Source organism: Mesotoga sp. UBA5847 (assembly GCF_002432735.1).
Classification (GTDB): Bacteria; Thermotogota; Thermotogae; order Petrotogales; family Kosmotogaceae; genus Mesotoga.
Window position 1 is genome coordinate 1 of the sequence record NZ_DJGL01000024.1, and the last position, 13,901, is coordinate 13,901.

Below are 13,901 nucleotides of genomic sequence, written 5' to 3' on the forward strand. Positions count from 1 at the left end.
CCGCTGTGCGCTTAAGAACGAGGACCCGCTGAACGCTGTGACTCATAAACTGCACAGGTGTAACATTGAAAGTTTTGAAGTATTATATTTCTTAGGTAATGCTGCAAAGGGAGGTTATGAAATGAAAGAAGAGAATGTAAGGAAAGAGTCAAAGCTAAGTCAGGTTTTTCTTGGAATAGTGGTCATAGCTCTTGGCTTGATGATCATTTTTGTCCCTGCAATGATGTCAAACTTCTGGCTATTGTTCATCTGGCTTCCGGGGATCATAATGGAGTACAACGCGATCAAGAATAGAATCGACGGACTTCTGGTTCCCGGTGGCGTGTTGCTTGTTGTGGGGTTGGCCTTGACTCTGGGAGTTGTCTTCCCTGGATTCTACGACAGCGGCGGGTGGGGACTCTTCGTTCTTGCGCCGGCATTTGGGTTATTCCAACTTTACTTGGCAGGCGGAAAGGGCCGCTCTCCTCTGTTGATTCCTGTCGCGATACTTGCAGTTGTCGGAGTTATTGCCCTAATACCTTCTTCATTTTCGCAATGGGCAATGATCGTCGTGGGAGCAGTCTTGATCGTGTTTGGTCTACTTGTTCTCTTCAGAAGAAAGTGACTTGACGTCACGACCCATTTGGTAGAAATCGAAGTATTCGTCGCCTATTCGCATATATCTCTTAAGTGTTCCTTCGATTTCAAATCCCAGTTTAGAATAGAGGCATCTAGCTCTGTCATTGTCTGATCGCACCTTTAGGCCGATCCGAGTTATTCCGCTGCTCTGTGCATGCTCAAATGCGAGCTCTATGAGGGTCTTTCCAATGCCCATTCCCCAGTAAGGCTTGCTTACAGACAGTGCAATCTCTGCCCAGTGGTTGATGCGCTGTTTTGAGCCTCCTTGCATTGTGATCAGTCCAATAAGCTTGTCTTCACATTCGGCCACCGCCATAAAGCTGTTGGCCTGTTCGTTAAACGATGCGATTATCTGTCTTTCAGCCTCTTCACTTAAGGTCAACTCGTTTCTTCCGAAACTCAGATAATCAGACTCTCCGGCAATGAAATTGATGTAGGCGAGTATTCTCCTTGCATCTTCTTTATCTGCGGTTCTAAACAAACAAATGCGGTCATTTTTAAGAACTCGCTCTTTCAAGACTCTTCTAGAAGGGGAGCTTTTCATCCTCGTCATCTCCGTCTGTCGGCAGCTGCATTTCTTCAGAGGACTCTGTCTCAATTGAGGCCAAAAAGCTTGAGTACTGTCTGTCCAATTCTTCCTTTTCCCTTTTAAGGGTTATCAGTCTCAGGCGAGCTGCGGTAAGAAGCTGAATTGCTTTCTGATAAGCCTTGAGTGCAACCTCGACATCTATCTGAGAGTTGCTTCTGAAATACTCGTCGATAGATCTTATGTATCCAAGCAGCTTCTTGAAATCCATAGAGTTTATTTGCTCTTCTTTCAGCTTCAAGACTGATTCTAACGTCTTTTCATCCATGTCACACCTCCGATTTGACTTCATCTATGGTAGTCTTTGCCTCTCCATCTTTGAAAACGCAGTCCAGTGAGTCGCCTGCCGAAACCGCCTTCGCGCTGTTGATTATCAAGCGACCTCTTTTCAACACCACTCCACCGAAAAGCAATGATGCGGCGTAGCCCCCATGGAGTGTAAGCTCATCAAATAGTTTATCCAGATCATCTCCTGAATTCGCTATTAGGTCATCGAACAACCTGGTTACTCCCTTGTCAAGTGTTTCAACGAGTATTCCGGAATTCATGAGATGTTTCTCAAGACTGTTTCCGAACCCTCTGTGATCAAGACGACTCTCGGCAAACGCCAGGTTTCTTTGTATCGAGCTGTCGGCACTATTTACCAGAGCGTCCGTTAATGCGAAAATCTCATTCATGCCTCTCTCAATCGAGAGGACGTATCTAGCCGGATTGAACGATCCAAGATCGTTCATCGCAAGGAGGATTCTGTGAGTAATCGTTCCTGAAAGAACTCTGGATCCATCTTCAAAGAACTGGTCCGTGCGATTGATGGTTTCTCCTATCCTATCGGCTATGAACTGGAGTCTATCGGGTCCTGTCTCGTTCTCGGCCCTTTCGAAGAGCCACTCAATCTCATCTCCCATCAGATCGGAGAATTCACTCAGGGTATCGACGTAATCATTTACCTGTTCGCTTATTCCACGTGCAACTGCAGTAGGAGTATCAAAACGCTTCCAGGCAACGAAGTCAGGTATAGTAACGTCTCTTTCATGGCCAATAGCACTCAGTACTGGGCAATACTTCTTGTTGAATTCCGAAATTGCCATTCCAAGTTCAAGACTATCGAAATACATTAGATCGCTTGCAGAACCCCCTCCTCTTGTAAGAACTATCACGTCATACTTCACAGGACAAGATTCTATTTTCTTTAGAGCAGAAAGAACACCCGGAACTGTTCTATTGCCTTGCATATATGATTCGTAGAGATGCACTACGGGCTTGTACGGGTAGTTGACGGAGAGATTTGAGAAGAAATCCCCCAGTCCAGCTGCAGTAGAAGAAGAGATCACAGCAACTCTCTTTATGGGAGGCAGTTCGCCTAGATCATGCTCTTCAATTCTTAGAGCTTCCTTTGCCTTCAGGGCAAGGTAGATTTCCCTTCTTCGCGCAGTTATATCGGACTCTCCTATTGGAGCTATCGTATCTATCCATATCGAGAAACTTGCCCGGGGTTTGTAGAAGCTAAGCGTTCCTTCGAAGAGCCACTTCTTTCCCTTTATCTCAGACGAGCTCTTCAACGCCAGCTGTTTTCCCATTCTTGCGAAAGCCGCTTTTCCGGAGATCATGCTGAGGTCTATTCTCCTCTTTGTTCCCCGCTCTTCATAGTCTTGAGAGACACTGATGTAGACGTAGTTGCCTCTAACAGTTAAGTTAGTAACGTCGGCTGGAAACTTCACCGCGAGGTTGTTCAAGCCGGCACTGGTCAAAATCTTTCTTACGTGCTCAAGCATCGTGTCTAGATCTTTGAATTCTAGCGTCGCCTCTGCCATAAGCAGTTCCTCCAATGATCATTCTCTTCCATTATAAAAGAAGAGGACGCCGGAAGGCGTCCGCGAATTGGACATCAATCAACAGCTCTACCTTGCCGTGTATCCACCATCAACCATAAGCGATTCTCCATGAACGAAAGATGCTTCGTCACTTGACAAGAAGAGAACTGCGTTCGTCACTTCTCTTGGCTCTCCCAGTCTTCCTATTGGATGCAGTCCGACTAGCATGTCGTACATGTCAGTTCCCTCTTTCATTCCGGATGCTTCAAGTAGAGGAGTCTTTATGAAAGCAGGATTTACGGCGTTTATCCTGATATTCTTGCTTGAGTATTCTAGAGCTGCCGCTTTTGTCATACCGACAACTGCATGCTTAGCGGCGACATAGGCAGAGGCGTTGTTGAAACCAACCTTACCAAGGATCGAGGAATTGTTTACAATTGCTCCCCCGCCTTGCTTAAGCATCTGCTGGATTTCATACTTCATTCCGTAATAGACACCAAGCAAATTGATCGAAATCACTCGTTCCCAGTCCTCTTCGGGGTACTCTGATAGAGGAAGAGAAGGTCCGCCTATCCCTGCATTGTTGAATGCAACGTCAAGCCTTCCGAACTTCTCGACAACAGATTCGACGATTCTCTTCGTCTCCTGAGCGCTCGAAACGTCATGTTTCATGAACAGGGCCTTTCCCCCTACATAATTTATCTCTTGAGCGAGTTCTTTGCCCTTTTCTTCATCAACGTCCGTAATGACAACTTTCGCTCCTTCCTCGCTGAAGGCCCTGGCGCTATCTGCACCAATCCCGGAACTCCCGCCTGTAATAAGCACTACTTTCCCTTCGAATCTTTTCATATTCTCACTCCTTTCACTCCATATTACCGCCGATAGTTTTTCTCGGGTATATTAATTGTATCACAAAACTGCTTATGCATTAAGATGAACGAGAGTGTGGTCGGTTTTTGAAAAGATAATTCAAGAGAGTCTTCGAGGTCTGTAATCTAGCGCGAAGGAGGCGGCTGATCTCTTGTTTCTTCAATCAGTTCTATGAAAATTGGAATAGGAATATGGCGGGAAGAACGAACTCTTCGAGATTTGTTGCTCGGCGGAATCTACTGCCCTGCAATTGAGAGTGAGGGAATGCAAAACGTCTTTTCCTCAGCGATCAGCACTTCGAGTTTGCACAGTGAAAAGGGGCCAAACAAGGTTTATGTTTGGCTCCGTAGAGCAATTATTGGATCAACTAAGTGATGTGAGCATTGTGCTTGCAGTAGATCACTCTATTGCAAGCCATCCATCCTCAAGCTCAAATAACGCTACAAGATTCACTACGGCGGTATCGTTGGGCGCCAAGTTGAATTTGCGTACAACTTCTCTTGTGGTACCGTCAGGGAGTTTCTCGATAGCCGTTATCTTGTGCCATGGACCGGGTGTGTTCGCGACTTTTCTCTTTCCCTTCCCAACTTCGCCGAGGTCCACATCATCAACGATTACATCAATTGGATTAGTAGACTTGTATTCTACGCCGTTGATAACTATGTCTCTATTGTCAACGAAGACACGGTGTTCCTTGCCAATCACGTAGAGAAAGAACCCCAAGGCAACCAGCACTACAACAAGGGCAATCCTAATCACGTTTCTTTTCATAAAATCACCCTCCAGTCCTTTCTTCGATCGCGGCCTTTATGGCTGCCTTTGCCTGTCTACGTTCGGTCTCTTTCTCGACCTGCCTTCTCCAAGCGTAAAGAGCAAGCGAGATTGCAATTATTCCATACGAGACAAACACTCGGAAGAACTCTCCAATTTGAGCCTGGCCGAGAAGTTCTTTGCCGGCTCTTGGAGCGACAATGAAGGTGAGATGGAAGAGTGTGATTCCAATGAAAACATTCGGAATGGTTGCTTTGGCGACTGAAGCACCTCCAATCAGGAGGGCGGCAATGGCAAAGGTTCCAACTTGATCGTGTGAGTTGTAAGTGTTTATTGTGCCTATGTTTTGAAGGAATATTATCTGACCAAAACAAGCCAAAACTGTCGAGATGACTATTGATAGTGTCCTCGTCCGATCGACGTTTATACCCGCAGTTGCGGCCACCTGCATGTCTTGTCCTACAGCCCTCATGTCTTGCCCAAGCTTTGTTCTTGTGAACCAGAAGACAAAGATACATAGTGCAGCAATGATTGCGAAGAGTCCAAGCGGGATTATTACACCGCCGACTTGAATCGACCACATATTATCAAGAGCTTTTCTGATAGTTAGTAGGTCGATCGCGTTTCTAACTCCGTATCCGCGTGGTAGCAACAGCTTATTGCTTGTTATCGGTATCACACTTCCCATACCATAAAGAATGGTTAGTTGATAGATACCGTTTATGAAAAACCCGAGAATCATCGATGTAACCATCTCTCTACCTTTTGCTCGGTTGAGAATGCTTCCGGCAAGAAGACCAAGGAGGATCGCTATCGGCATTCCTACTAGCATGGCCAGGACAACGCCTGGAATTCCAACTACTCCCCAATCTAACATGAATATCAAGCCCATTTGACCAGCCATGGCGCCCAAAACAATGCCAAAGTTCAATCCCATACCGGCCATTACTGGTATAAGCAAAGATATGACCAGGAAGGAGTTTCTTCCAAGTCTTGTTATGATTTCATTTAGGAGGTAATCAGTCGAGAACCCCGACAACGGTACTGCGAATATCAGGAGAATTATGAAAAGTATTGGGACCGCATTGGATATTGCAAATCTTACCAATGGGTTCTTTGCTCGTGTTAGGCTCTGATCCTTCATTTTGTCACCTTCGTTCTTCTCGTCAAAGCATAAACGATCATACCGTTGGAGACGATTATTCTTATTACCTCTGACATGTCACTCTTAATCAAGTTGTTCATAACAGATGGAGTCATCGTCAGAATACCTTGAAAAAGAAATGCTCCTATAATGACATTGCCCATAGATGCTTTTGAGACAGATGCACCTCCCAGCAGCAAAGCGGCTACTGCAGGAAAAGCCATTAGTAGAGGTGCCATATAAAGCTGAATGAACCCGAAGCTCTGCTCATAGACTAGAATTCCTACAGCGGCGATTATTGTCGAGATTACGACTGATAGAATTCTCATCCTATCGACGTTTACACCTGCAGCCTTTGCGTAAATGGGATTCGATCCTGCTGCAGTCATAGCGGTTCCCAGCTTAGTCTTAAAAAAGGCCCAGACAATAAGCGCCATTAGACCAAAGAAAAGAACCGTTCCAGTCGGGAAGAAGAACTTCCCTATTTTAATACTAAGGAAATTATTTAGAACTCCGAGCCAATAACCTTCGACACTTATGGTGGTTCTCAGTCCAGAACCGCCGTACCCCCAGATCATGTTAGGACTCTTGTATGGCAAGAGAAGCCACATCATACTCATGAAGGCTACAGAAGAGAATCCGACATACGTTGCAACGACCATTTCATCGCCCTTTACTCTGTTAAGCAGAAGTCCGTAGAAGAACCCCAGGATTGCGGCGATGGGGATTGCGATTCCTATCGCCGTTAGAAATCCCGCAAGGCCAGTTACTCCAAGTTCGATACTTGTGACCGCTCCAATTAGTCCGGCAATGACGCCCAACTGCATACCAAAGTTCAGTCCACAACCTGACTGGACCATAGGAACAAGTGAAAGCACGAGTACTGAATTCATTGCGAACCTAACGATTGTATCGCTGATCGAAGTGCCAACACTTATGTTAACGAATGGAGCAATTACAAACATAGAAAGCAGGAAGAGAGCGATTATTACTCGAGGCCAGCCGGCCTTCTCTATCAACTTCCTTATACTCTCAAGCATTTGCCTTCACCTCTTCCTGTTCACCTAGCATTAACAGCCCGAAGTCGGCAGGGTCAGCAGTAGGCAGAAGGATTCCCGCGATCTTTCCTTCATCAACTATCGCTATTCTGTCACATATTGAGCGTAGCTCTTCAAGCTCGGAAGACGTCATGATTATGGTTGTTCCATGCTCCTTGTTCTGTCTTCTAAGAGTCTCGAGGACAACGCTCTTTGCACCGACATCGATTCCTCTAGTTGGCTCAGATACGAAAAGAAGGTCGGGTTCAAGAACAAACGCTTTCGCAAGACAGACTTTCTGCTGATTGCCTCCGGAGAGCTCTTTTGCATTTTGCCTTTCACTGACACACTTTATCTGAAGCGATTCCACATATTCTCTGGCAACCCTGGAAATCTCTTTGTCATCGCGCCATTTAATGAGGCCGCCAAGCAAATTCCTGATGAACCTTCCCTGAATCTGAATTGCTGTGAATACGATGTTCAGATCTATTGGCTCATCCAGAAGAAGACCGACTCCTCTTCTGTCTTCAGAAACGAACGCGATTCCTTTGCTTAGAACAGCTACAGGGTTATTGAGCGGAAGCCTTTCGCCTTTGTAATATACTTCTCCTTCCGAAGGGAAGAGACCCATGACTCCATTTGCTATTCCGAGTTTGCCTTGACCGGCAAGTCCTCCAATACCAAGGATCTCACCTTTATGAACCTTAAGGTTGACGCTGTTTACCTGTTCACCTGGCATGTCAACCCAAAGATCTTTGATTTCGAGAACGATTTCCGATTCAGTGCTTCCCTTTGAGTGCAATGAAGCAGAATCCTTAATTTCTCGGCCAACCATAAGAGAGGCAATTTCCCTCGGCGTAGTCTTTGAAGATTCCAGTTCTCGGACGACCTGGCCATCTCTAAGTACAATCAAGCGATCAGCTATTTCTAGAACCTCGCTCAGTCTGTGGGTTATGAAGATTATCGATAGTCCCAGATTGGCAAGCTTTCTCGCCGCCCTTAGCATAGTATCAGCTTCCGATTCTGTAAGAACTGCCGTAGGTTCGTCAAGGACAAGCAGTTTAGTTGACTTCCTGTCCATCTCTCTCGCTATCTCAGTAAACTGCCTGTGACCTACCGGCATTTCGCTCACAAGCATATCCGGATCAAGTTGAACCTCCAGCTTCTCTATAGCTGCTACTGCTCTCTTATGCATGTCGTCTCTATCAAGAGTTCGCAATCTCTCGCCGAAGACTTCTACGAAGATATTGTAATTAGTAGATTCTCTGTTCAGTAGTATGTTCTCTGTAGCAGTGAAACCCGGGATCAATATAAATTCCTGGTGCACCATTCCTATTCCGGCTTCAATGGCCTCAAACGGACTGGCGAAATTTACTTCCTTATCATCGAGGAATATCTTTCCCTGAAAACCACCCGTCTCGTGGATGACAGGCAAACCGAAAAGTATATTCATGAGAGTAGACTTCCCAGCTCCATTTTCGCCAACCAGTCCTATGATCTCTCCCTTCCCAACTTTCAAAGTAACATCTTTCAGAACCTGGTTTCCGAAGAACTCCTTACTTATGTTCTCCATCCTCAGCAAATATTGCTTTTCATCCATGACTTCACCCCAATACCGAAGGCTAGAAAGAGTCAAGAAAAGGGGGGGTCGCCCCCCCTCTTGACGTTATTCAGCTTAGAAGTTTAAGAATTTTGCAGGAACCTCAACTTCGGTGATTCCCATGTAGCCTTTGCCAAATATGTAGGTATCCTGATAGATGAGGAGATAGTTTTCCTGTTCGATTCCATCGGCATCGATGTAGTAGCTGCCATTCCAACCCGCACCTGGTGTATATTCTGCGAAAGTGGCCATTACTGCATCAAAATCATCGATTTCACACTTGCCGTCGATAACGTTCTTTGCATGTTCAGCAAGAGCTGCCGTCGTTGTGTAACCGAGCGAGTAGGCCCATGTTCCCATTCTTCCAGCTCCGCCCTTTGCCACAACAGCCTCTTCAACCTTGGCAAGAATTGCTGGCCAGTTGCCAGTTTCTTCTTCGGTGAAGGATATGCCGAGCGCTCCGGGGTAACCCATCAGAGGAGAAGGTAGATCGGCTTCAATGAAGAATCCACCAAGCTCTGCGACTCTCTTCAGAAGAGGTTCTGTATGAGCGTCATTCGTACAGAAGAACGCAGTGTTTACGCCGTATTCGTCAAGCCAGGCAGGGACTTTCTCCAGAATGAACTGCTGTGCGCCGGCGATTCCAACGTCTCCGACGGGATCGGGTGAACCCATGTCGATGAACTCAAGTCCGAGTTCCTCACAAGATGCTCTCATGATGTCTCTTCTCTTCGATAGAAGTTCGTAAGACATGTGCCTCGGGAAGGAGATGTGCATAAACTTCTCTGCGCCGAGCTGCTTGGCTGTGTAGATAATTAGATAGCCACGGGCAAGTGAGTCAGCATTGACTGAGAGGTGGGCCGCATCGGCTAGCATTGGAGGATCTTCGTGAGGAAGACCGGCAAGAAGAAGAATGTCCGGTCTTGTCTCCCTGATTCTTCTGAAGCTCTCAACTGTTCCAGGAATAGCCTGGTTAACAATTATTGCCTTCATAAGAGGATCGTCTGCAAGACCGGTTATCTGGGCGATAACAGTCTCCTGTTCAGACATGAAGTTGTCAGGGTAGGTAAGGTGAACGATCATCCCACCGGAAGCGGCATCTCCGTATTTCTTGATCAGTGCTTCGGCACCTCTAAGATCATCCTCGGACTGAGAAACGGTTCCCGTCACAACACCAATGTGATAATTCGCGGCAAACATGAAAGCCGCACTTACAAGAACTACCAGTAGAACTAACAGTGCTTTGCGCATTCAAAAAACCTCCTTTATAAGGAATTGAGGCTGCCCTATAGGCATCCAATAATCATAAATATCTCGTGACCGAAAAAGAAGCCGGATAGCCCGGATATCAAATAGGAAAGCATAACGTTTAACGAGACTAGTTTATCACAATTCTGGGTCATTTATGTAATCACTTCGTTCTCCGCTATTCCTAATTCAAGCTGTTAAGAGCCACCTGATTTGTTTTCCTTGTTTCATTCTTTGGTATGCGGGTTTATAATCCTCCTAATGACTGAAATCACCTCGAAAGTGCTTACTTTCTTTGCGTTGATAGGAATTGGCTTCATATTGAAGAGAACTAATCTGGTTGACGATCTGTTCACAAGAGGAGTTACTAGATTCGTTCTTTACGTAACTCTTCCTGCTCTGATAGTTGATTCGATGAGTTTTGAATACTCTAACGAGATGTTTTCTTACTCCGTAATATTGTTAATTGCCGCGGCGCTCATTATACGGTTCTATGGTTTCTTGCGGTCTTTTCGGCAAAGGCGCTCAAGATTACCGACGATTCAAGAAGTGTCTTTCTCTATGCTGTTCTCTTCGGAAACGTTGCCTATATGGGTTATCCTGTCGTCGAACTAATAATCGGGAAGGAAGGAGTGTTCTATAGCGCCGTCTTCAATATCTGGTTCAAGGTTCTGACCTGGACTGTCGGAGTGAGGATCATGTCACATGAGGCCTGTCTGTCAAGGAAGAAAGGCCTTCTCAATCCAGGAACGATAGCTGTTTTCGTAGGCCTTGTTCTTTTCTTCACTCCGCTCAGGCTTCCGTCATTCCTCGATGAAGCTCTTGGGCTTCTCGGGGAAAGCACTATCCCTCTGGCCATGGTAGTTGCGGGGATTATTTCGGCCAGTACGAGACTCTCCACGATATTTAAGAGCAGAATTATTCTCTTCTGCAGTCTTCTTAAGCTATGCATTGCGCCTTTGATCGTTTTTTGCCTCCTATCGTTTGTAGAACTGCCTTCTGTTGTCGAAAAGATTCTGATAATCATGAGCGCAATGCCGGCTGCAGCTAACACTTCGATCTTCCCAAGGATATTTGACTCCGACTATGAACTCTCATCCAAACTCATAGCCTCTTCTACGTTATTCTCACTGATTTCAATCCCGTTAATCATCTCTTTTCTCGATTGAAAAAGTCAGATATTAACTCGCTATCTTTCATTTTGGACGTTGATAATGCTATTATCCCTCTATGATAGCCGTCAAAGAGAGGTGTTTGCAGTGAAAAGGTCCGTTTTGATTTTGCTCCTGATTCCTGTCGTTCTGTTTTCCGGAAGTGTGGGACTGGTGCTTTCCGGAGGAGGTGCGAAAGGTGCTTATGAAATAGGCGCGTGGAAGGCTCTTATAGATCTCGGAATCGAAATAGGCGGCGTCTACGGGACCTCGGTAGGTTCCTTGAATGCAGCGGCCGTTGCCCAGGGAGACTTTGAGAAGGCACTTGAAGTTTGGAGAAACATTTCTGAAGATAGCGTTATGAGACCTACAGAGTCTCAAAGAAAGCTTATCGAAGCGTGCGGAGGTAGTGATGACTGGAGTGTCGGAGAACTTTATCAGGGTGCGGTAGATGTAATAAACCGCGGTATTGATGTAACTCCACTTAAGAATCTTCTTAGCTCCGTCATCTCTGAAGAGGCAGTCAGAGGCTCGTCGGTTGATTTTGGACTAGTTACATTTGATTTAACCGATGCCAGGCCAGAAATGCTTTTTATAGAAGATATTCCTCAAGGCCAACTAATCGACTACATAATGGCTAGTGCGAATTTTCCAGGATTCCAGACAGTTGTCATTGATGGCAAGGCCTTTATCGATGGTGGAATATATTCAAATCAACCTGTTGAAATGGCAATCGAGAGAGGCTTCAAGGAAGTCGTACTCGTTGATATAGGGAGAGTTGCGTTAAGGGACAGGATCGGCAAGATCAAGGCATTCTTCACCGGCACTAATCTGATTCATATCAGGCCTAGGGTTATGTACGGAAGCACGCTGGATTTCGATGCGGAGAAGACGAAGCTGCAGATAGAAGAGGGTTACTTAGACACGCTGGCTGCTTTTGGGCTGGTGAAAGGAGAGTACACCTACATATTTGAGAATAGGGATGTGTTCAGGGAAATGTTTGATTCTCTTCCTCCCCAGAAGAGAGCTGAAGCGATCAGGATCATTAATGATCGTCAAGAGTGGGACGACCATGACAGGTTCTATTCTGAGCTGCTGGTTTCGCTGGAAAACATAATCAAGGGAGACGATCCGATGATTGCTGTAGTTGACCGATTGGCATCTATGATGAAGATTCCTTCACTGAGTCTATATAGCACTGAGGAACTTCTTGAGGCCATTAAGCTCAGTTATTCCGCAAATGGGTTTGAAGGTGATTTGAATTCGCTAGTACCCTACGAAAGAATGCTTGAGTTTGTTCTCTTTCTGTACGACAATGCAGAAGTACCCTCGCCCCCACCGCAATTTGAACGATTCAAATCTTCCTTCATGATTTTGAATGGAGTAGAGGAGTAGAAGATGAGATGGATCATTTTAATGCTGGTTGTAATAGTCGCATTTTCAGGGTGCGTACCGATGGCACTCATGATGGGTCCGGAAATGCTGCCAATAGGGACGTTGAAACAGTCTGTCGGAATGGACCTCCTCGTTGGGTTCGAAGAATCGATTCTTGCTCCCTGGAGCTTTCAGTACCTTGCTCGCATGGGTCTCACAGAGTATCTTGAAGGCTCTCTTAGAGTTTCGATACCGAGCATCTTCATTTCTGCTCCTGCGGCAACACTGGAGGCCGGTGCTAAATTGGGAATTCCTGGCTTCAGGAATGCAGCCATTCTTGTTAGCGGAGGAGCATTCCTTGGCAAAAGGCCTAGCGGTATAAGCGGAGACGACTACTTCATACCTTTCCTAAGAGTTGCTCCAATGGCGGGCGTAAGCATCGGAAACTGGATGGTGGGAGCAAAGCTTCAGATATTCGTTGCTAGCGAAATGGGGATTATCCCCGGAGTCTTCTTGACCAACGGGAAGTTGTTTTTCGAACTTGACATTCCTTTTGTAGACAGCACTTACAATCCAGACGGTGGCCTGTTCGGAATAGCCGTCGCGTTCTAATCACCGCTCATTAGCTCGAACTCCTTGAGTCGAGCAATTCTTGCAACTACGATATCGGGAATTCTCTCGAGCCCGGCGTTGTAGAATTTTGCAATGTTGTTTTAATAAGCTCTGGCAAGCTCAAAACGGTTTTCTGTATCGGCCAATGCCTTTTGAAGTCGTGAGACCGCCCCGCTCTATTTCAGTTCGGGATAATTCTCGATGATAAGCAGAAGAGTATCTGCAGCAGTCTCATTTCGTAAAGCGGCTATTCTTGTCTGTACAGCCTGTTCGTGCTTCATGAGACCGATAAAAGAGGCAGAAAGCCTTGGTATCAGATCGTGCCTTCTCTTCAGCTGAACTTCAACCTGTGAGTAGCCCTGTCTAACTCTCTCACGTAGAGCCTTCAAGCTATTGTAGACGGTCCACATCCAGCTAATTAGCTATACACCCGCTTAAGAACGAGGACCCGGTGATCGCTGGAAGAGCGGTCCTCCGTCAGCCGTCAACGGTCCACCGTCCACCGAAGATCCGCTGTGCGCTTAAGAACGAGGAACCGCTGAACGCTGAAGAAAACAACATTGACCGTCAACGGTCCACCGTCCACCGAAGATCCCGCTGTGCGCTTAAGAGCGGAGAACCCGCTGATCGCTTTGAAGAGCAGTCCTAAATTGACCGATAAGATGGAGAGAAGATGAGAAAGATCATTTCGAGATGTTCGCTTCGCTCACGAGAAGATCGAGATCCTGACCAGAAGCATTGTCAGGATGACACGAAGTGAGAAAAGGCAGTCATCCCGATATGAAACTGATCGGGATCTGGCCTTAAAACGCTCCAAGGATCGCAATCCTGGTCTGAACCATGCAAGAATGATATGAAGGACTATAATACCGTGGAGCATGCCCTGAAAGCCTGCCCCAAAATGCTCGCGTTTGGGGTTTCCTGTTCAGGGCCTTTGCACGGGATCTGGGTTTCGTTTTTATCCAAGGATGCGTCAATGATCTTGGAAACGACGGAGGAGGTCTTTAGTTTTTTACTAGACCCTAAACCCCATACCTTAGACCCGATTTATTACGCACGCCCTTCGACCCCCAATGGTT

Annotated in this window: 13 protein-coding genes and 1 pseudogene; 4 read left to right on the forward strand and 10 right to left on the reverse strand. The window is 46.2% G+C overall.

Features of this window, described 5'->3' with window-relative positions; all coding sequences use genetic code 11:
- The first annotated feature begins 121 nt into the window (after window positions 1-121).
- Window positions 122-604 carry a hypothetical protein gene (locus B3K91_RS02775; protein ID WP_214079752.1) on the forward strand — a complete coding sequence of 161 codons (483 nt, stop codon included), beginning with the start codon at window positions 122-124 and terminating at the stop codon, window positions 602-604.
- On the opposite strand, the gene B3K91_RS02780 is transcribed toward B3K91_RS02775, so the two are convergent.
- The 9 genes from B3K91_RS02780 to B3K91_RS02820 form a co-directional block, all read right to left on the reverse strand.
- Window positions 578-1,162, reverse strand: a complete 585-nt coding sequence (locus B3K91_RS02780; protein ID WP_099829529.1) for a GNAT family N-acetyltransferase — start codon at window positions 1,160-1,162, stop codon at window positions 578-580. The genes B3K91_RS02775 and B3K91_RS02780 overlap by 27 nt on opposite strands.
- On the reverse strand, window positions 1,143-1,472 hold the full coding sequence (locus B3K91_RS02785) for a hypothetical protein (RefSeq protein WP_099829528.1): 330 nt from the start codon (window positions 1,470-1,472) through the stop codon (window positions 1,143-1,145). The genes B3K91_RS02780 and B3K91_RS02785 overlap by 20 nt, the downstream gene beginning before the upstream one ends.
- Before the next feature lies 1 nt (window position 1,473).
- On the reverse strand, window positions 1,474-3,015 hold the full coding sequence (xseA, locus tag B3K91_RS02790) for an exodeoxyribonuclease VII large subunit (RefSeq protein ID WP_214079753.1): 1,542 nt from the start codon (window positions 3,013-3,015) through the stop codon (window positions 1,474-1,476).
- An 87-nt stretch (window positions 3,016-3,102) separates the two neighbouring features.
- Window positions 3,103-3,864 carry an SDR family NAD(P)-dependent oxidoreductase gene (locus tag B3K91_RS02795; protein WP_214079754.1) on the reverse strand — a complete coding sequence of 254 codons (762 nt, stop codon included), beginning with the start codon at window positions 3,862-3,864 and terminating at the stop codon, window positions 3,103-3,105.
- A gap of 420 nt (window positions 3,865-4,284) precedes the next feature.
- Window positions 4,285-4,656: a DUF6672 family protein gene (locus tag B3K91_RS02800; RefSeq protein WP_099829525.1), complete on the reverse strand. Its 372-nt coding sequence runs from the start codon at window positions 4,654-4,656 to the stop codon at window positions 4,285-4,287.
- 4 nt (window positions 4,657-4,660) lie between these two features.
- Window positions 4,661-5,800: an ABC transporter permease gene (locus B3K91_RS02805; RefSeq protein WP_099829524.1), complete on the reverse strand. Its 1,140-nt coding sequence runs from the start codon at window positions 5,798-5,800 to the stop codon at window positions 4,661-4,663.
- Window positions 5,797-6,840, reverse strand: a complete 1,044-nt coding sequence (locus B3K91_RS02810; protein ID WP_292592227.1) for an ABC transporter permease subunit — start codon at window positions 6,838-6,840, stop codon at window positions 5,797-5,799. The genes B3K91_RS02805 and B3K91_RS02810 overlap by 4 nt, the downstream gene beginning before the upstream one ends.
- Window positions 6,833-8,437, reverse strand: coding sequence for a sugar ABC transporter ATP-binding protein (locus tag B3K91_RS02815; protein ID WP_214060014.1), 1,605 nt, complete (start codon window positions 8,435-8,437; stop codon window positions 6,833-6,835). Before B3K91_RS02815 ends, B3K91_RS02810 begins: the two co-directional genes overlap by 8 nt.
- Window positions 8,438-8,512: 75 nt before the next feature.
- The gene (locus B3K91_RS02820) at window positions 8,513-9,688 is read right to left on the reverse strand and encodes a DUF3798 domain-containing protein (RefSeq protein WP_214060015.1); all 1,176 of its coding nucleotides are present in this window, start codon (window positions 9,686-9,688) and stop codon (window positions 8,513-8,515) included.
- A gap of 258 nt (window positions 9,689-9,946) precedes the next feature.
- On the opposite strand from B3K91_RS02820, the pseudogene B3K91_RS13575 reads away from it, so the two are divergent.
- The 3 genes and pseudogenes from B3K91_RS13575 to B3K91_RS02835 all read left to right on the forward strand — a co-directional run bounded on the left by B3K91_RS13575 (window position 9,947) and on the right by B3K91_RS02835 (window position 12,822).
- Window positions 9,947-10,854 (forward strand): annotated as a pseudogene (locus B3K91_RS13575) (AEC family transporter).
- Window positions 10,855-10,944: 90 nt separating this feature from the next.
- Window positions 10,945-12,231 (forward strand): patatin-like phospholipase family protein, encoded by a 1,287-nt coding sequence (locus B3K91_RS02830; RefSeq protein WP_214060016.1) that lies wholly within the window; start codon window positions 10,945-10,947, stop codon window positions 12,229-12,231.
- Between the two features lie 3 nt (window positions 12,232-12,234).
- Window positions 12,235-12,822: a hypothetical protein gene (locus tag B3K91_RS02835; protein ID WP_214079756.1), complete on the forward strand. Its 588-nt coding sequence runs from the start codon at window positions 12,235-12,237 to the stop codon at window positions 12,820-12,822.
- A gap of 176 nt (window positions 12,823-12,998) precedes the next feature.
- On the opposite strand, the gene B3K91_RS02840 is transcribed toward B3K91_RS02835, so the two are convergent.
- Window positions 12,999-13,211, reverse strand: coding sequence for a LemA family protein (locus tag B3K91_RS02840; protein WP_292592233.1), 213 nt, complete (start codon window positions 13,209-13,211; stop codon window positions 12,999-13,001).
- Between the last annotated feature and the right edge of the window lie 690 nt (window positions 13,212-13,901).

What these genes read in the sequence shown, in the direction of transcription:
- B3K91_RS02775 (WP_214079752.1), top strand. Translation starts at nt 122, where the DNA reads ATGAAAGAAGAGAATGTAAGGAAAGAGTCAAAGCTAAGTCAGGTTTTT.
- B3K91_RS02780 (WP_099829529.1), bottom strand. Translation starts at nt 1,162, where the DNA reads ATGAAAAGCTCCCCTTCTAGAAGAGTCTTGAAAGAGCGAGTTCTTAAA.
- B3K91_RS02785 (WP_099829528.1), bottom strand. Translation starts at nt 1,472, where the DNA reads ATGGATGAAAAGACGTTAGAATCAGTCTTGAAGCTGAAAGAAGAGCAA.
- xseA (WP_214079753.1), bottom strand. Translation starts at nt 3,015, where the DNA reads ATGGCAGAGGCGACGCTAGAATTCAAAGATCTAGACACGATGCTTGAG.
- B3K91_RS02795 (WP_214079754.1), bottom strand. Translation starts at nt 3,864, where the DNA reads ATGAAAAGATTCGAAGGGAAAGTAGTGCTTATTACAGGCGGGAGTTCC.
- B3K91_RS02800 (WP_099829525.1), bottom strand. Translation starts at nt 4,656, where the DNA reads ATGAAAAGAAACGTGATTAGGATTGCCCTTGTTGTAGTGCTGGTTGCC.
- B3K91_RS02805 (WP_099829524.1), bottom strand. Translation starts at nt 5,800, where the DNA reads ATGAAGGATCAGAGCCTAACACGAGCAAAGAACCCATTGGTAAGATTT.
- B3K91_RS02810 (WP_292592227.1), bottom strand. Translation starts at nt 6,840, where the DNA reads ATGCTTGAGAGTATAAGGAAGTTGATAGAGAAGGCCGGCTGGCCTCGA.
- B3K91_RS02815 (WP_214060014.1), bottom strand. Translation starts at nt 8,437, where the DNA reads ATGGATGAAAAGCAATATTTGCTGAGGATGGAGAACATAAGTAAGGAG.
- B3K91_RS02820 (WP_214060015.1), bottom strand. Translation starts at nt 9,688, where the DNA reads ATGCGCAAAGCACTGTTAGTTCTACTGGTAGTTCTTGTAAGTGCGGCT.
- B3K91_RS02835 (WP_214079756.1), top strand. Translation starts at nt 12,235, where the DNA reads ATGAGATGGATCATTTTAATGCTGGTTGTAATAGTCGCATTTTCAGGG.